This window comes from Leclercia sp. W17 (genome assembly GCF_003336325.1).
Lineage (GTDB): Bacteria > Pseudomonadota > Gammaproteobacteria > Enterobacterales > Enterobacteriaceae > Enterobacter.
The window spans coordinates 1,076,228-1,091,389 of sequence record NZ_CP031101.1 but is presented as its reverse complement, the minus strand read 5'-3'; the positions used below and the strand labels follow the sequence as shown (position 1 = coordinate 1,091,389).

Genomic DNA, 15,162 nt, shown 5'->3' with positions numbered 1-15,162 from the left:
CTCTCCTTTTAAGATGAACAGGCAGGGTTTTTGTCTGCAGCGGGCTTCATTGGAATGGCAGCGATAAACAGCGTCCCTAATAACAGAACGACCACCGCGTAAAGCAGGCCAGAGGAAAAGCTGTTGGTCGCATCTCTCAGATAACCCACGACAAAAGCGCTCAGGGCCGATCCGATATTGCCAACCGCATTTATCAGGGCTATACCCACAGGTTTACTACGACTTGAAAGGACTTTATCTGGCGCGGTCCAGAATATCGCCATGGCGCAGAAACCACCGGTAGAGGCCATTGCGATGCCAGCAAGACGAATAATGGGGTTTTCAGCGTAGGCCGTTAGCAACCAGCCGACCGCTGCGAACAGCATGGGGATCGCAATATGCCATTTTCGTTCACGACGGCGATCGGAGCGTGCGCTCCACCAAATCATGCCGATGATGGTGCATATCTGAGGAATAGCAGCGAGTAAACCAATAGTGATGTTGCTGCTGGCAGCATTAAAGCTTTTTACAATCTGAGGGATCCATATCCCAATCAGGCTAAGCGTATTAACAAGGCACAAATAGGCCAGGGCAAATTTTATTATGACCGGCTGACAAAGTTCGCTTATCAGACTTCCCTTTCGCTCTTTCGGTACGTCCGCCTGGCTTTGTTCAGCAGCCAGCATTGCTGTCAGTCGTGCTTTTTCCTCACGGGTCAGCCAGTTTGCTTTCATCGGGTTATCATCGAGATAAAACAGGACGGCGATGCCCAGGACGACCGAAGGGAGGCCTTCAAGGAGAAACAACCATTGCCACCCTTTCAGGCCTAAAAAACCATTCATTTCAAGGATGTAACCGGACACCACTGACCCCAGGGCTGTGGTAACGGGTGTGGCTATCATAAATAAAGCGTTGGTTCGTCCGCGGCAGGCCTGAGGGAACCAGAATGTCAGATAAAGCAATATTCCCGGAATAAAGCCCGCTTCAGCGATCCCCACAAGCGTGCGCAATATATACAGACTTTGCGCGTCGTGGGCAAAAAGCGTCGCCGTAGAAGCAACTCCCCAGACGATCATAATAATCGACAGCCAGCGTCGGGCGCCGAAGCGTCCGAGGGCAATATTGCTGGGAATACTGAAGGCAATATAAGCGATATAAAAGAAGGTTGTTGCGAGGCCAAACATTGTCGCAGTCAATCCAAGATCCTGCGACATGGTAAGGCCCGCAAAACCAATATTAATGCGATCGAGGAAAGCAAACACGTAAAGCAGAAACAGAAACCAGACTAGTCTGCCGGACACTTTTTTAATAAGTTCATTATCCGTTTGCATAGAGCCCACAGAACTGAACTCTGTTTCGCCGCGGGCGGGGCTCACAAAAGAACCAGATTTTTCCAAAGTCATTGCAGGGTAGCTCCTCTGCTGTAGGGTGTGGGTAGAGGTTTTATATTTATTTGAAACCATTAATATGTTAATGACTTGTTGTGTACAATTTAATTAATCTGGTTTATTTGTTAGAAAACATCGTTAATCGGAACTGCCACCATGCCGTTTTTACGCTTTACCCTGCGTCAGCTGGAAACCTTTCTTACGGTCGCTGAAACCCATAGTTTCACGGATGCCGGTGAGCGTCTGGGGCTGACACCCTCTGCGGTCAGCCAGCTTGTACAAGAACTTGAGTCCGTGCTGGGTTTCCGCCTTTTTGATCGCAGTACCCGTCGCGTTTCGTTGTCTGTCACTGGCAAGGAGTTTCTCAATTCTGCGGGGGCGGTACTTAAACGTGCCAGGCAAGCTGAAACCATTGCCACAGCGATTAATGCCCGGGCGACAGGTGTGGTTCGTATTGCGGCACCGATGATTATTGCCAGCGCGATGCTGCCAAAAATCATCAAAGAATACAGAGTGCTTCAGCCAGAGGTAGCTGTTCGGATTATTGATTGCCCGGTGGAACGCCTTATCGATATCGTTATTGACGGTGATGCCGATATGTCGGTAGGTCCTAATGCGTTCTGTGGCGAAGAGATTATTTCCACCGTGTTATTTGAAAGTCCGTGGGTATTGTGGTGCACGCCGGATCACGCGCTGGCGCAGTTTGAGGAGGTAAGCTGGGAAAACCTGAAAATGTATCCGCTGGTCACGGCAGGACGAGATCATGAACAGAATGTCGCTAAAATGGGAAGAGCTTTACCCAGTGCCGAAAGGATAAGTCCTGTCGATGTGGTAGATAATATTTCTACCGCTCTGGGTATAGCCTCTTCTGGCCTGGCCGTAACCCTGTCCCCTGCTTACGTTAAGCTACTGGCTAAACCTTTCGGTTTGGTTATGCGCCGTATTGTTGCGCCGGACGTGGTTCGCCAGGTTTGTTTATACCAGTCTTCAAAATTTTTTAACTCACCGGCCGCTGAAGGTTTTGCAGAACATCTTATTGAATGGATTGCTGAAAATGTTGAGTAATAACTTGCCGGTTTTGCGAAGTCACTCTGTTTCACTGTACACCAGGCATTTCTGTAAAGGGGACTTGTTCATCCCCGCTGTCACTGATGCTGGCGCTAAGCGATATGCAATAACATGAGCGTGACTAATAACATTATGTGTGGACAGATTTAGCGCACAGTGTATTTCCAACAGCTGGCTTGTTGTTTAGAGTCGCAGTAACGCGGCAAGCCGGGTCGTTAACCCTTACGCAGATTCGCCTGTTTGAACGTCTCTGTGTGATGCCCAAGGAACTTCAGCCTTCCCCGGCTCTCTTCTAACGCCGTTTCAAGCTTATCGACCTCATTAGAGAGACGGGAAACCATAACGAAGAGTATGGCAACCGCGATAACGACAGGAACAATTAACCACCATGACACAAACATATGCATTACCTTGGAAGATAATTAACGTAGTTACAGTCTTATGGTTAGCGATTTAAAAACAATAATAACAATTTATGAGTTTGTCTTAGGGCGAGTGCGGTTTGCTCCCCCTTTTCCTCAAGTTTTGTCGGCCGGGTAAGGCGGAGCCGCTATCCGGCAATGCAGTGCGGCCTGATGCCCTCTCCCTCCGGGAAAGGGCGCATCTTGCATTTACCTAAGCGCCCGGTGCTCTGGGGAAAATCTCCAGATACTTCTCCGAGCCATAAAATGGGATCACCAGAAACGCCATGCCCGCCGTTCCGCTGGCTAACTGCACCGCCATATCGCCGTTGCGGGTAATAAACAGCGTCCGGTCCTGCCAGCGGCAACCGACGCTCATATCCGGGGTGCAATTTTTAAACTTCGTTAACAGCAGGCCCTCTTTGCTCAGGAAAAAATACCGGCTTTCGACATCGGACGGTTTTGCCGCCGACTCATCCAGCAGCGTGAAAGTCTCCTCCCGCAGCGTTCTGTTTTGTGCATCCAGCGATTTCACCTGTAGCGATCGGCCAGGATAGTTGAAGCGTAACTCCACCATCGCCGCATTGTCGGCTCTGACATATAACGTCTCGGCCAGATCGTTTGCGCCGTAGTATTTCCCCCCGCCCGGCTTGAGCGGTTTATTCATAAAGCGGTACACCGTATGGCTGCGAATATCCTGGCGGTTGGGATACTCCGCATTAAATTGCGCTTTCTGTGGCGAGCTGACGACGCAACCGGTGAGTAATAACAGACAGAGCAGGACAGAGAGGTGACGCATTACATTCCCCTTTGGGATTGCCAGTACAGCGGCGTACCAAACGCCTCAACGTAGTAATCAATCACCGCCCGCACGTTCAGCGGCGGGTGGCGCGTATGGGGGTAGATCGCCGCAATGTTGTAGGGCTCGGTATTGATGGAGGTCTCCCAGGCCGGCAGCAGTTTCACCAGCTCCCCGCTCTGGAACCGGTCGCCAATCAGCCAGTCCGGGAACAGTACCATCCCCATCCCGCCCAGCGCGGCGATAAGCAGCGTTTCCGCGTTATTGGAAGAGATCAGCGGCGTGACGGGATAATGAGTCCACTCCTCGCCGGGCCGGCGCAGCAGCCAGCGGTTGGGGCCGGACGAGCCGCGATAGACCAGGCATTTGTGACGCATTATGTCGTCCGACGTTTCCGGCGTGCCGTATTTGCGCAGATAAGCCGGAGAAGCAGCCAGATGATAAAACTGCTGGCCCAGCACCCGGGCGTGAAATGAGGAGTCGGTCAGCGCGCCGATGCGAAAGATCACGTCGGCGGCATCCCGGTGGGGATCGATATAATCATCGGTCAGCGTCAGCTCGATGCTGAGCCGGGGATAGCGTTCCGTCAGGCCGGGAAGCCCCGGTGCGATATGCCGCTGACCGAAAAAGACGGGGGCGTTGATGCGCAGCAGACCGGAAGGCTCCTGCTTGCGCGCATCCAGCTCCCGGCGCGCCTCCTCAAGGTTGCCGAGCATCAGGCGGGCATAGCGGATAAAAAGGTGACCACTTTCCGTGGGAATAATTGCCCGCGTGTTGCGGTAAAAAAGCTGCTGGCCGAGCGCATCCTCAAGCTGATGGATGACCCGCGAAACCTGCGAAGCGGAAATCCCCTCCCGGCGTGCTACCACCGAAAAATTCTGGGATTCATAGACCTCTTTAAAGGTCTGCAGCCAGCGGAGGCTGATGGTGGCGGGGTCGCGCATTAATGCATTTCCTGCACAGGTGTTTCTTACATTATGGCATTTTTCTCACGGATGTTCAGACGTACGCTTCCCCGCCTTGAAAACGGAGAAGAGTAACTATGCAGCTGATATTGATTTTACTGGTTATTGCCGGGGGGATGGGACTGTCCGTCGAGGCAGGGCTACTGGGGCCGCTCGGCGGTGAGGTAGGTGATTTATGGGCCACGTTCAGTGTGTTTGGCGTCGGTGCCGCCCTGACCTTTTTGCTGATGCTCTTTTTCAGCCCACGCAACAGCCCGTCCTTTTTTTCACAGCCTTCATGGCAGCTGCTGGGCGGCGTTCTCGGCCCGGTCTACGTCATTATTCTCACCGTGGTGACGCCCGCCATCGGTATCGCCATGACGATGATTGGCATCCTTGCCGGCCAGGTCTTTAAAAGCCTGATCATCGATCACTACGGCCTGCTGGGCACGCCGCACCGCAAAATTGACACTAAACGCATCATCGCGCTGATGTTTATCATTGCCGCGCTGGTTCTGGTTGCACAGGGGTAAGACGATGACATTGATTATGATTATTCTGGCGGTGATTGGCGGTGCGACGCTGAGCATTCAGGCCGCCATCAACGGCCAGTTGGGCAGCAAGGTGGGCGTATTCAAAAGCGCGTTCCTGACCTTTTCCGTCGGCGCGCTGATCACCGCCCTGCTGATCTTCTTCTTTGAACCGCACCATGCCGTCAGCCTGCTGGATGTGCCTAAATGGCAGCTGCTGGGGGCGATGTTTGGCGTACCGTACATCGTCATTATGGTGCTGGCCGTACAGCGTATCGGTACGGCGGTGGCCACGGTGGCGGTGATTTTCGGCCAGCTGACCATGAGCATGCTGATCGACAATTTTGGCTGGCTGGGGAACGACGCCATACCCTTTTCGATGACGCGCCTGGGCGCTGTCCTCTGTCTCGGGATCGCACTCTGGTTCATCTACTCCAGCAGCACGCAAAAGTCAGATGAGAAGGCGCCTGCAGAAACGCGGAGTTAAGCTGGCTTCGGTGAGGGGAGGCGCAAGCAGGTGTTTTTGCCTTTCAGGTCATTTATAGTACTTCCCCTCATCCCGTAGCCATTAACACCATGAAAACCGATAATAAACGCGTTCGTGCTTATCATTTTTCCCCCTTTCGCCATCTTTTTGCCGCACGTTTTCTCACCGTCCTGGGCAACGGTATCGCCCCCATCGCGCTGGCATTTGCAGTGCTGGATATTGGCGGCTCGGCCTCTGATTTAGGTATCGTCGTGGCCTCCCGCTCGATTTTTAACGTGCTGTTTCTGCTGCTGGGCGGAGTATTAGCGGACCGCTACTCCCGCAGCCGGGTGCTCGTCTCCTCGTCGGTGGTGGCCGCCATCTCGCAGGCTATCGTGGCGTGGTCGGTGCTGGACGGATCCGCCACGGTGCTCAGCCTGACCCTGCTTGGCGCGGTAAACGGTGCCGCCGCGGGCATCACCCTTCCCGCCTCTTCTGCCCTCGTTCCCCAGACGGTCCCCGGTAAAAACCTGCGCGAAGCCAACGCCTTTATTCAGCTGGGGGTGTACAGCGGGACGGTCATCGGCGCGTCGCTGGGCGGCGTTCTGACAGGCGCCGTCGGACCGGGCTGGGGGCTTGCCATTGATGCCCTGGGGTTCGCCGCCGCCGCCCCCCTCTACCTGATGATTCGCGTGACCGCCCTCGAAGCCGGGCCTTCTAAAAGCAACATGCTGCAGGATTTAAAGGCGGGGTGGCAGGAGTTCGCCAGCCGGGCCTGGGTGTGGTCGATCGTCGTGCAGTTCACCATTATTAACGCCGCTTTCAGCGGGGTAATGATGGTGCTCGGGCCGGTGATTGCGGATACCTCTTTTGGCCGGGCGCAGTGGGGGATTATTGTGGCGTGCCAGAGCATTGGCCTCATCGTGGGCTCCTCCCTTGCCCTGCGCTGGCGACCGCGCCGGGATCTCTTTATCGGCGTGATGCTGGTGTCATGCTGCGCCCTGCCCATCTTTATGCTGAGCCTGCTCCCCTCCACGCCCTGGCTGATTGCCGCGTTCTTTATTGCCGGGGTGACCTTTGGCCTCTTTGGGGTGGCCTGGGCCCAGTCCCTGCAAACGCATATCCCGCAGGATAAGCTGGCGCGCGTCTATGCCTACGATGCGGTGGGATCGTTTGTGGCGATCCCCTTCGGCGAGCTTATCGCCGGGCCGCTGGCTAACCAGTATGGCACCCGCAACGTGCTGCTGGTGGCGGCCTGTGCCGTGGTTCTCGCCACGGTAGCCGCCAGCCTGGTGCCAGCCATCAGACGACTCGATAACACATCACAGCTTAAATCGCATACGTAATAGGTTATCATCCGTCTCCCCTGTTTCTGCGGTCAGACTGATGTCAGTGATTATCGATAATTTTATTGCCCCGCCCTGCCATGAGGCGATAGAGACGCTCTGGCAGGACGACCATCTGGTGCTGATCAATAAACCCAGCGGGCTGCTCAGCCTGTCGGGGAAAAATCCGCAAAACCTCGATTCGGTGCATTACCGGCTGGTTCAGACCTTTCCGGGCTGCACGCTGGTGCATCGCCTCAATTTTGGCACCTCCGGGCTGATGGTGATTGCCCGCAATAAGGCGATCAATGCCGCCCTCTGCCTGCAGTTCAGCCAGCGTAGCGTAACCAAGACTTACACCGCCCTGCTCTGCGGGCATCTGGCCGATGATGAAGGGGTGATAGACGCGCCCATTGCTAAAGATCCGGCGCTGTTCCCGCGGATGTCGATTTGCGCTATCAACGGCAAGCCTGCCCGCTCCCGCTATCGGGTGGTGGAGCGCGGATATTATCAGGGAGATGTGCCGGTCACGCGGGTGGAACTGACCCCGGAGACGGGGCGCACCCACCAGCTGCGCATTCACTGCCAGCAGCTGGGCCACCCGATTTTAGGCTGCGACCTGTATGGCGGAGTGCAGATGCCCGGCACCGAACGCACGCCGCGCCTGATGCTGCACGCCAGCGAGCTGCGGTTTGTGCATCCGGTCAGCGGGGAGCCTGTCCATATCCGCCATGCCAGCCCGTTTTGATAGTGTTATTTTGCCACGCGGCATGCTGTCAGTTCAGCCCCACGCCTGGTTCTGAATCACCACCCGGTACCCGTTGTTATCCACGAATGTGCGCCCATTGACCTCCCAGTAGGGGTTAAACGAACTTACCTGGGTAAAACCCGCGCTGCGCATTCGCCCGCAGGCCGCTTCCCATTCCGCTTTGTCGGGATAATAGAGAACGATCAGATCCTCGTTCGTTTGCAGAGGCTGAACGGGATGGTGGTGACACACGGTAAATTCGATGTGCCAGGGTAAATCTTCCCGCCCTAACATGATCCCGCTGAAACCCTGATGATCGCTAAAGTCCGCAATCTTTTTCAGTCCTAACCCCTGGCTGTACATCAGAAAAGCCTTTTCGAGGTCTATGACAGGTCTGGCAATACGCATATGGGTGAACATCCGGGCTCCTGTGGGCTGCTGGTTTATTATGCCGCCTCAGTCTACCTGCCGTTGCGTTTGCCATTTTCCTCTCAGTGCGTTCCGACATAACGGCGGCACGCCTGACGGGCGGTCCGGGTGATTTGCAGCGGAATGGGGATATCCGGGTAATCCAGAACGATGAGCCCTCTCACCCCGCCTGCTGCACCGGTGCCGACAAATAGACCTGCACGTAGCGTACAAACTTGCCGACAAACACCCCGGCGAACAGCCCCCCGGTAATGATGGCGAAGGCGCTTGCACCGGGGCGTTGCAGCGTCTCGGGCGCAATGGCGCTGATCGCTCCCAGCACATATTTCACCGCGAAGGCCAGCATCATAATGGGCAGTGCCGAGTAGTCCGCCGAACGGTAAATGCTGCGCGGGGCAGCAGCCCGGCTTACTATCGCCCCTTTGATCAGGATATAGCCCATTGCTGCACCGCTGAGTAGACCTGCCAGCCACAGGGAGCCGGTAGCGAGCGTGAGCGTGCGAAAGACCAGCAGGTCGTAGATATCCCAGATCAGAAACAGGGCCGGAACGATAGCGAGCTTTTCCAGCGCAACGGTGGCGGGCTTACGCGCCCGGATGCCTCTGCTTATCAGGAACAGCAGAATCAGATAGACCCAGACGGGGGTATGGATCAGGACACCAGAGATGAAATCAAGCATAGGGTTCACCTTCGCCTCCGGGGTGACACCGCGTCACCGTTCCGGTTGAGTATTGCCTGGGGTACGCGATCCACCATCATACTTTGTCAGGTTCTTTTATTTGCCCTTCGCTTACTCTTTTTGAAGTAGTAATTCCCGTGAGTAACTGGAATCCATACATAATATACGTAAACAATTTGTTATATTATTTAACAACCGAAAACAACGTCCATAAATAATATAAAAATCAATTAAGATTAATCCCACGTACAATATTTTTATATGCGCTATAAGCGAGCCACCTTAAGTGTAAACTTACGTAAAGAGCCCCGCCACGCCTGGACTCGCCCGTTTCAGCGAAACACAAAACAAGCGATAAAGCAGAACGCCCGGAAGGTCGTTTGTTTACATTACCTTGGCGAAACTTATTTGTGAAACAAGCGGAGCGATATATTCAGTTAAATCTTAAAACATAAGATAATTTATTTTCAAAACCACATTTGACTCTTCGGAAATAGGGGCTAAATTTAATCCTGAACGACAACGGATACGAATAAAAACGTATCTTACTGACATAAACGATGTAAATGAGGAAACATAATATGGCAGAGCAACGTGGTGGTTCAGGTAATTTCGCACAGGATCGTGAAAAAGCCTCTGAAGCAGGGAAAAAAGGCGGTCAGCAGAGCGGTGGTAATTTCAAAAACGATCCGCAGCGCGCTTCCGAAGCAGGTAAAAAGGGCGGTCAGCATAGCCATGGTGGCGGACGCAAGTCTGACAACTCTTAATTCATCTCATTATTAAAGCCTGTTCTCCACTTTAATGGGTAACCTCTGCGGGTCCGCGGGCTCGCAGAATTTTTATAGCACTGGAGAAAAAGTATGAATATGAAAAGTATAGAGGATGTATTTATTCATTTGTTATCCGATACCTATAGTGCAGAAAAACAGCTTACTCGTGCGCTGGCTAAATTATCCCGCGAAGCCGCCAGCCCTGATCTGAGCGCTGCGTTTAAAGCGCACCTGGAAGAAACCCATGGCCAGATTGAGCGTATCGATCAGCTCATTGAGAAAACGCCAAATATTAAATTGAAAAGAATGAAATGCGTGGCGATGGAAGGGTTAATTGAAGAAGCCAATGAAGTCCTTGAAAGCACAGAAAAAAATGAAGTCCGCGATGCAGCATTAATCGCTGCGGCGCAAAAAGTCGAACACTATGAAATTGCCAGCTACGGCACGCTCGCTACTTTGGCGGAGCAATTAGGGTATACCCAGGCAGTCAAATTATTAGCCGAGACGCTGGAAGAAGAGAAATCCACCGATCTTAAACTGACCGATTTGGCAGTCGGTAATATTAATCAGAAAGCAGAAAAGTAAGCCTGAAATAACCGAACCCGAGGACGAAAATATGAATCACGTAGAACACTACCATGACTGGCTACGCGATGCTCACGCCATGGAAAAGCAAGCGGAATCCATGCTCGAATCAATGGCGAGCCGTATCGATAATTATCCTGATGTCCGCGCCCGTATTGAGCAGCATCTTACTGAAACCAAACAGCAAATAAATGTACTGGAAGAGATCCTCGACCGTAACGATATTTCCCGCTCAATGTTGAAAGACTCCATGAGCAAAATGATGGCGTTCGGCCAGTCTGTCGGCGGCATTATGACCTCGGATGAAATCGTAAAAGGCTCTATTAGCGGCTACGTTTTCGAGCAGTTCGAAATCGCCTGCTATACCTCCCTGCTGGCCGCAGCGCGAAAAGCTGGAGACGTGGCCTCGATTCCTGCGATTGAATCGATCCTCGCGGAAGAGCAGCGCATGGCCGACTGGCTGATCCAGCATATTCCTGACACGACTGAGCAGTTCCTGCTGCGTTCAGATGCCGACGGTGTCGAAGCGAAAAAATAACCAGGGAGTGAGCGTATGTTTCGACACGTAAAACAATTGCAGTATACCGTCCGCGTTGCCGAGCCGAATCCCGGCCTGGCAAACCTGCTGCTTGAACAGTTTGGCGGCCCTCAGGGCGAGCTGGCGGCCGCCTGCCGTTACTTCACCCAGGGGCTGGGCGATGATGATGCAGGCCGCAGAGAGATGCTGATGGATATCGCGACCGAAGAGCTCAGCCACCTTGAGATCATCGGTACGCTGGTAGGCATGCTGAACAAAGGCGCCAAAGGCGAGCTGGCAGAAGGCACCGAAAGCGAAGCGGAACTCTACCGCTCCCTGACGCAAAACGGTAACGACAGCCATATCACCTCCCTGCTGTACGGCGGTGGGCCACCGCTGACCAACTCCGCAGGCGTGCCATGGACTGCGGCGTATATCGACACCATCGGGGAAGCCACCGCCGATTTGCGCTCCAACATCGCGGCGGAAGCGCGTGCCAAGATCATCTATGAACGCCTGATCAACGTCACTGACGATCCGGGAGTAAAAGATGCCCTTGCGTTCCTGATGACCCGTGAAGCCGCACACCAGCTTTCGTTTGAGAAGGCGTTGCAGTCGATTCGCAATAATTTCCCACCAGGGAAACTACCGCCAATCGAACAATACGCAACTACCTACTACAATATGTCTGCAGGTGATGATCTTCGCGGCAGCTGGAACAGCGATGAAAACTTTGAGTACGTTGCCGATCCGCAACCCGCCGTTGATGGCGGCGATGGCAGCGCCGAGGTTACGCTCACGAAAGAGCAGGCCGCACTACTCAAAGCGATGGCGAGCCGCACCGAGTCGGATCCAACAGCCGATCCGCTCACTGGCGCTGAGCTGGGTGCCGGTAAAAATAAACCGTAACCCCGCCCGCAACAACAGCCGTACCACGATGCCCCGTTCTATACGGGGCTTTTCGCTGACAGGGGAAGAGTACGATGTTCGAACTCGATGCGTTTTATCTCGCCAGGCTTCAGTTTGCCTTCACTGTCTCATTTCATATTATCTTCCCGGCGTTAACCATCGGCCTTGCCAGCTATCTGGTGGTACTGGAGGGGATGTGGCTGAGAACGAAAAATGATGTCTGGCGCTCGCTCTATCATTTCTGGTTAAAAATCTTCGCCGTTAACTTCGGCATGGGCGTGGTCTCCGGGCTGGTGATGGCTTACCAGTTTGGCACCAACTGGAGTGGCTTTTCGCAGTTTGCCGGCAGCATCACCGGCCCCCTGCTCACCTATGAAGTGCTCACCGCCTTCTTCCTCGAAGCGGGTTTCCTTGGGGTCATGCTTTTTGGCTGGAACAAGGTTGGGCCTGGCCTGCACTTCTTTGCCACCTGTATGGTGGCGCTGGGGACGCTGATGTCCACCTTCTGGATCCTCGCCTCCAACAGCTGGATGCACACGCCGCAGGGCTTTAGCATCGAGAACGGCCAGGTCATCCCCGAGGACTGGTTCGCCATCATCTTTAACCCCTCTTTCCCCTATCGTCTGATCCACATGTCCATCGCCGCCTTCCTGAGCAGCGCCCTGTTTGTTGGTGCCTCCGGCGCCTGGCATCTGCTGCGCGGTAACGACAGCCCGGCGGTGCGCAAAATGTTCTCAATGGCGCTGTGGATGGCGCTGCTGGTGGCACCGATTCAGGCCTTTGTCGGGGATATGCACGGCCTGAACACCCTCGAACACCAGCCGGCAAAAATTGCCGCCATCGAAGGGCACTGGGAAAATCCCCCTGGCGAAGCGACGCCGCTGCTGCTGTTTGGTGTGCCCGATATGGAAGAGGAGCGCACCAAGTATGGGCTGGAGATCCCGGCGCTTGGCAGCCTGATCCTCACCCACAGCCTGGATAAGCAGGTCCCGGCGCTGAAAGATTTCCCGAAAGATGAGCGCCCTAACTCGCTCATCGTCTTCTGGTCGTTCCGCGTGATGGTGGGCCTGGGGCTGCTGATGATCCTGATGGGGGTTATCAGCCTTTGGTTGCGCCATCGCCGTCGGCTCTATCACTCCCGCCCGTTCCACCGCTTTGCCCTGAGTATGGGGCCAGCGGGTGTAGTCGCGATCCTCGCCGGCTGGGTCACGACCGAGGTGGGCCGCCAGCCGTGGGTCGTATATGGCTATCTGCGCACCATTGATGCGGTGTCGCTGCACAGCACCCTGCAAATGAGCATCAGCCTGCTGGCGTTTATCGTTGTTTACTGCTCGGTATTTGGCGTGGGGTTAGTCTACCTGGTGCGGTTAATTAAGAAGGGACCGCAGCCTACCGACAATCTCTCGATGAAGACCGACGGCAGACCCGCACGCCCGCTCTCGGCGGCAGAACCGGTTCCGGAAGAGGAGAAACTGTAATGGGCGTCGATATCTCAGTTATCTGGTTTGCCATCATCGTTTTCGCCACCCTGATGTACATCATCATGGATGGCTTCGATTTAGGTATCGGCATGCTCTTCTACTTTGAGCGCGACCCGCAGGCGCGCGACGTGATGGTAAACAGCGTCGCCCCGGTATGGGACGGAAACGAAACCTGGCTGGTGCTGGGGGGAGCCGGGCTGTTTGGCGCCTTTCCGCTGGCCTATGCAGTGGTTATTGACGCCCTTACCATCCCGCTCACCGCGATGCTGATCGGACTCATCTTCCGCGGGGTGGCGTTCGAGTTTCGTTTTAAAGCCACGCCGTCGCACCGCGCCTTCTGGGACTACTCCTTCGCCGGGGGCTCGCTGCTGGCGACCTTCAGCCAGGGGATTGTCGTCGGGGCGATGATTAACGGCTTTGACGTTGAAGGCCGCCGCTTCGCCGGTTCGTCGCTGGACTGGCTGACCCCCTTCAACCTCTTCTGCGGACTGGGGCTGATGGTGGCCTATACCCTGCTGGGCACCACCTGGCTGATTATGAAAAGCGAAGGGGCATTACAGCGCCATATGCGGGATTTGACCCGCAAGGTGCTGCTGGCGCTGCTGGCGGTAGTGGCGGTGGTAAGCGTCTGGACCCCGCTCGGCTGGCAATATGTGGCCGACCGCTGGTTCACGTTGCCGAACTTCTTCTACTTCCTGCCGGTGCCGCTGCTGGTGGGGATCTTCGGTCTGTGGATCTGGCGACTCACCCGCGATCCGCACAGCCATACCCGGCCCTTCCTGCTGACCCTCGGGCTGATCTTCCTTGGTTTTAGCGGGCTCGGCATCAGCCTGTGGCCCAACATTATCCCGCCACGCATCACCATCTGGGACGCCGCCGCGCCGCCGTCCAGCCAGCTCTTTATGCTGGTGGGCACGCTGCTGATCATCCCGTTGATTCTGGTCTATACCGCCTGGAGCTACTACGTGTTTCGCGGCAAGGTGACTGACACCGAGGGCTACCACTAAGCGTCGCAGCATTGCCGGGTGGCGCTAACGCTTACCCGGCCTACAAATCGCCCCCAGGCCCGGCAAGCATTGTGCCGCCGGGCGGTGCGCAATAAAAAGCCGGGTGGCGGCTTTGCCTTACCCGGCCTACAAAACGATACTGCTTAACCTATTTCCGCCGGGCGATCAGTTTCCCCACCAGCAGCAATCCCGCCAGCGCAGCGCTACCCAGCAGTACTTTCCCCGGCACGCCGGAGGTGATGGCCGTCGCCCGGGTTCTCGACTCGTCGGAAAAGCGCCCGTGGACCTGATGCATCCCCCTGACCGGCCCGGAAAGATAATCCTGCCGCTCGGGGACGTTGAGTTCGTTGGTCATCTGCCCTTCCCACCCCTTTTTCACCATCATGCGATCCAGCAGGCCGGGGAAGAGAAACTGGCCGATAATCGCCTGCATGGTGCTGCGCCCGACCCACAGCTCCCGCACAGGGCGGCGGGTCACGTTGAAAATCGCCTCGGCGGCCACCTCCGGCTCGTAGACCGGCCCGATGGGGCGCATGGCGAAAGCAAACTTATTGCGCGCCCAGCTAAACTGCGGCGTGTTAAGGCCCGGCATCTGCACCATCGACAGCTGGATATTGATACGCTCGTGGATAAGCTCAGTGCGTACCGCGTCGGTGAAGCCGCGGATCGCCGCTTTCGCGCCGCAGTAGGCGGACTGGAGCGGGATGGAGCGGTAAGCCAGCGCAGATCCCACCTGGATAATCTGTCCCGCATCGCGCGGGGTCATCACGGACAATGCCGCCCGGGTGCCGTTAACGTAGCCCAGATAGGTTACGTCCGTGACCCGGCGAAACTCCTCATCGCTCATGGCGCGAAACGGCGCCAGCACCCCGCACATGGCGTTGTTGATCCATACGTCAATTGCGCCGAGCTGCGTCTCGAACGCGTTAGCCGCCGCCATGATGGCCGACGCGTCCGTCACATCGGCGTTCACCGTGTGACACTTCACGCCGAAGCGTTCAATTTCGGCCCGCGCCGTCTCAAGGCTGGGGTCATCCCGGGCGATAATTCCCACGTGATAGCCCGCCTCTGCAAAACGCAGCGCCGTGGCTTTGCCCACGCCTGCCGTCGCTCCGGTGATCACCACAACGCTCATCA

General features: G+C 55.5%; 18 protein-coding genes. 11 read left to right on the top strand and 7 right to left on the bottom strand.

Translation table 11 applies throughout. The features are described from left to right. Nucleotides 1–8: 8 nt before the first annotated feature. On the bottom strand, nucleotides 9–1,310 hold the full coding sequence (locus tag DVA44_RS05490; RefSeq protein ID WP_114317190.1) for an MFS transporter: 1,302 nt from the start codon (nucleotides 1,308–1,310) through the stop codon (nucleotides 9–11). A 213-nt stretch (nucleotides 1,311–1,523) separates the two neighbouring features. On the opposite strand from DVA44_RS05490, the gene DVA44_RS05485 reads away from it, so the two are divergent. Then, a complete protein-coding gene (locus tag DVA44_RS05485; protein WP_114385919.1) occupies nucleotides 1,524–2,432 on the top strand; it encodes a LysR family transcriptional regulator in 909 nt (302 codons plus the stop codon). Between the two features lie 218 nt (nucleotides 2,433–2,650). On the opposite strand, the gene DVA44_RS05480 is transcribed toward DVA44_RS05485, so the two are convergent. The 3 genes from DVA44_RS05480 to DVA44_RS05470 form a co-directional block, all read right to left on the bottom strand. Continuing rightward, nucleotides 2,651–2,836, bottom strand: a complete 186-nt coding sequence (locus DVA44_RS05480; RefSeq protein WP_114316971.1) for a hypothetical protein — start codon at nucleotides 2,834–2,836, stop codon at nucleotides 2,651–2,653. Between the two features lie 214 nt (nucleotides 2,837–3,050). Then, complete coding sequence (locus tag DVA44_RS05475) at nucleotides 3,051–3,635, bottom strand: hypothetical protein (RefSeq protein ID WP_114316970.1); 585 nt, start codon at nucleotides 3,633–3,635, stop codon at nucleotides 3,051–3,053. Next, on the bottom strand, nucleotides 3,635–4,579 hold the full coding sequence (locus tag DVA44_RS05470; protein ID WP_114385918.1) for a LysR family transcriptional regulator: 945 nt from the start codon (nucleotides 4,577–4,579) through the stop codon (nucleotides 3,635–3,637). Before DVA44_RS05470 ends, DVA44_RS05475 begins: the two co-directional genes overlap by 1 nt. A gap of 98 nt (nucleotides 4,580–4,677) precedes the next feature. Here DVA44_RS05470 and DVA44_RS05465 point away from each other — a divergent pair, with 98 nt between their 5' ends. The 4 genes from DVA44_RS05465 (at nucleotide 4,678) to DVA44_RS05450 (ending at nucleotide 7,648) form a co-directional block, all read left to right on the top strand. Continuing rightward, nucleotides 4,678–5,112, top strand: a complete 435-nt coding sequence (locus DVA44_RS05465) for a DMT family transporter (RefSeq protein WP_114385917.1) — start codon at nucleotides 4,678–4,680, stop codon at nucleotides 5,110–5,112. A gap of 4 nt (nucleotides 5,113–5,116) precedes the next feature. Continuing rightward, nucleotides 5,117–5,596, top strand: coding sequence for a DMT family transporter (locus DVA44_RS05460; protein WP_114385916.1), 480 nt, complete (start codon nucleotides 5,117–5,119; stop codon nucleotides 5,594–5,596). An 89-nt stretch (nucleotides 5,597–5,685) separates the two neighbouring features. Further along, nucleotides 5,686–6,921, top strand: coding sequence for an MFS transporter (locus tag DVA44_RS05455; RefSeq protein WP_114385915.1), 1,236 nt, complete (start codon nucleotides 5,686–5,688; stop codon nucleotides 6,919–6,921). Between the two features lie 40 nt (nucleotides 6,922–6,961). Beyond that, nucleotides 6,962–7,648 carry an RluA family pseudouridine synthase gene (locus tag DVA44_RS05450; RefSeq protein WP_114385914.1) on the top strand — a complete coding sequence of 229 codons (687 nt, stop codon included), beginning with the start codon at nucleotides 6,962–6,964 and terminating at the stop codon, nucleotides 7,646–7,648. Between the two features lie 33 nt (nucleotides 7,649–7,681). Here the strand turns inward: DVA44_RS05450 and DVA44_RS05445 are convergent, their stop codons facing one another. Both DVA44_RS05445 and DVA44_RS05440 read right to left on the bottom strand, forming a co-directional pair. Next, nucleotides 7,682–8,068 (bottom strand): VOC family protein, encoded by a 387-nt coding sequence (locus DVA44_RS05445; protein WP_114385913.1) that lies wholly within the window; start codon nucleotides 8,066–8,068, stop codon nucleotides 7,682–7,684. A gap of 169 nt (nucleotides 8,069–8,237) precedes the next feature. Beyond that, entirely contained in the window at nucleotides 8,238–8,756 is a 519-nt protein-coding gene (locus DVA44_RS05440; RefSeq protein ID WP_114385912.1) for a hypothetical protein, read from the bottom strand. Nucleotides 8,757–9,337: 581 nt separating this feature from the next. Here DVA44_RS05440 and DVA44_RS05435 point away from each other — a divergent pair. From DVA44_RS05435 to cydB, 6 genes are all read left to right on the top strand, one after another. After that, nucleotides 9,338–9,523, top strand: coding sequence for a general stress protein (locus DVA44_RS05435; protein WP_103180815.1), 186 nt, complete (start codon nucleotides 9,338–9,340; stop codon nucleotides 9,521–9,523). Nucleotides 9,524–9,616: 93 nt separating this feature from the next. After that, entirely contained in the window at nucleotides 9,617–10,111 is a 495-nt protein-coding gene (locus DVA44_RS05430) for a ferritin-like domain-containing protein (RefSeq protein WP_103180816.1), read from the top strand. A 31-nt stretch (nucleotides 10,112–10,142) separates the two neighbouring features. Then, the gene (locus DVA44_RS05425) at nucleotides 10,143–10,649 is read left to right on the top strand and encodes a ferritin-like domain-containing protein (protein ID WP_103822602.1); all 507 of its coding nucleotides are present in this window, start codon (nucleotides 10,143–10,145) and stop codon (nucleotides 10,647–10,649) included. 15 nt (nucleotides 10,650–10,664) lie between these two features. Then, nucleotides 10,665–11,537, top strand: a complete 873-nt coding sequence (locus DVA44_RS05420) for a manganese catalase family protein (protein WP_103822603.1) — start codon at nucleotides 10,665–10,667, stop codon at nucleotides 11,535–11,537. Between the two features lie 74 nt (nucleotides 11,538–11,611). Beyond that, nucleotides 11,612–13,015, top strand: a complete 1,404-nt coding sequence (locus DVA44_RS05415) for a cytochrome ubiquinol oxidase subunit I (protein WP_103822604.1) — start codon at nucleotides 11,612–11,614, stop codon at nucleotides 13,013–13,015. Beyond that, on the top strand, nucleotides 13,015–14,025 hold the full coding sequence (cydB, locus tag DVA44_RS05410) for a cytochrome d ubiquinol oxidase subunit II (protein ID WP_103180820.1): 1,011 nt from the start codon (nucleotides 13,015–13,017) through the stop codon (nucleotides 14,023–14,025). The genes DVA44_RS05415 and cydB overlap by 1 nt, the downstream gene beginning before the upstream one ends. 148 nt (nucleotides 14,026–14,173) lie before the next feature. On the opposite strand, the gene DVA44_RS05405 is transcribed toward cydB, so the two are convergent. Next, the gene (locus DVA44_RS05405; protein ID WP_114385911.1) at nucleotides 14,174–15,160 is read right to left on the bottom strand and encodes an SDR family oxidoreductase; all 987 of its coding nucleotides are present in this window, start codon (nucleotides 15,158–15,160) and stop codon (nucleotides 14,174–14,176) included. Nucleotides 15,161–15,162: the final 2 nt, after the last annotated feature.

Coding starts and splice junctions, on each gene's coding strand:
- DVA44_RS05450 (WP_114385914.1), top strand. CDS start 6,962: ATGTCAGTGATTATCGATAATTTTATTGCCCCGCCCTGCCATGAGGCG.
- DVA44_RS05490 (WP_114317190.1), bottom strand. CDS start 1,310: ATGCAAACGGATAATGAACTTATTAAAAAAGTGTCCGGCAGACTAGTC.
- DVA44_RS05435 (WP_103180815.1), top strand. CDS start 9,338: ATGGCAGAGCAACGTGGTGGTTCAGGTAATTTCGCACAGGATCGTGAA.
- DVA44_RS05460 (WP_114385916.1), top strand. CDS start 5,117: ATGACATTGATTATGATTATTCTGGCGGTGATTGGCGGTGCGACGCTG.
- DVA44_RS05455 (WP_114385915.1), top strand. CDS start 5,686: ATGAAAACCGATAATAAACGCGTTCGTGCTTATCATTTTTCCCCCTTT.
- DVA44_RS05405 (WP_114385911.1), bottom strand. CDS start 15,160: ATGAGCGTTGTGGTGATCACCGGAGCGACGGCAGGCGTGGGCAAAGCC.
- DVA44_RS05430 (WP_103180816.1), top strand. CDS start 9,617: ATGAATATGAAAAGTATAGAGGATGTATTTATTCATTTGTTATCCGAT.
- DVA44_RS05465 (WP_114385917.1), top strand. CDS start 4,678: ATGCAGCTGATATTGATTTTACTGGTTATTGCCGGGGGGATGGGACTG.
- DVA44_RS05475 (WP_114316970.1), bottom strand. CDS start 3,635: ATGCGTCACCTCTCTGTCCTGCTCTGTCTGTTATTACTCACCGGTTGC.
- DVA44_RS05470 (WP_114385918.1), bottom strand. CDS start 4,579: ATGCGCGACCCCGCCACCATCAGCCTCCGCTGGCTGCAGACCTTTAAA.
- DVA44_RS05480 (WP_114316971.1), bottom strand. CDS start 2,836: ATGTTTGTGTCATGGTGGTTAATTGTTCCTGTCGTTATCGCGGTTGCC.
- cydB (WP_103180820.1), top strand. CDS start 13,015: ATGGGCGTCGATATCTCAGTTATCTGGTTTGCCATCATCGTTTTCGCC.
- DVA44_RS05445 (WP_114385913.1), bottom strand. CDS start 8,068: ATGTTCACCCATATGCGTATTGCCAGACCTGTCATAGACCTCGAAAAG.
- DVA44_RS05415 (WP_103822604.1), top strand. CDS start 11,612: ATGTTCGAACTCGATGCGTTTTATCTCGCCAGGCTTCAGTTTGCCTTC.
- DVA44_RS05440 (WP_114385912.1), bottom strand. CDS start 8,756: ATGCTTGATTTCATCTCTGGTGTCCTGATCCATACCCCCGTCTGGGTC.
- DVA44_RS05485 (WP_114385919.1), top strand. CDS start 1,524: ATGCCGTTTTTACGCTTTACCCTGCGTCAGCTGGAAACCTTTCTTACG.
- DVA44_RS05425 (WP_103822602.1), top strand. CDS start 10,143: ATGAATCACGTAGAACACTACCATGACTGGCTACGCGATGCTCACGCC.
- DVA44_RS05420 (WP_103822603.1), top strand. CDS start 10,665: ATGTTTCGACACGTAAAACAATTGCAGTATACCGTCCGCGTTGCCGAG.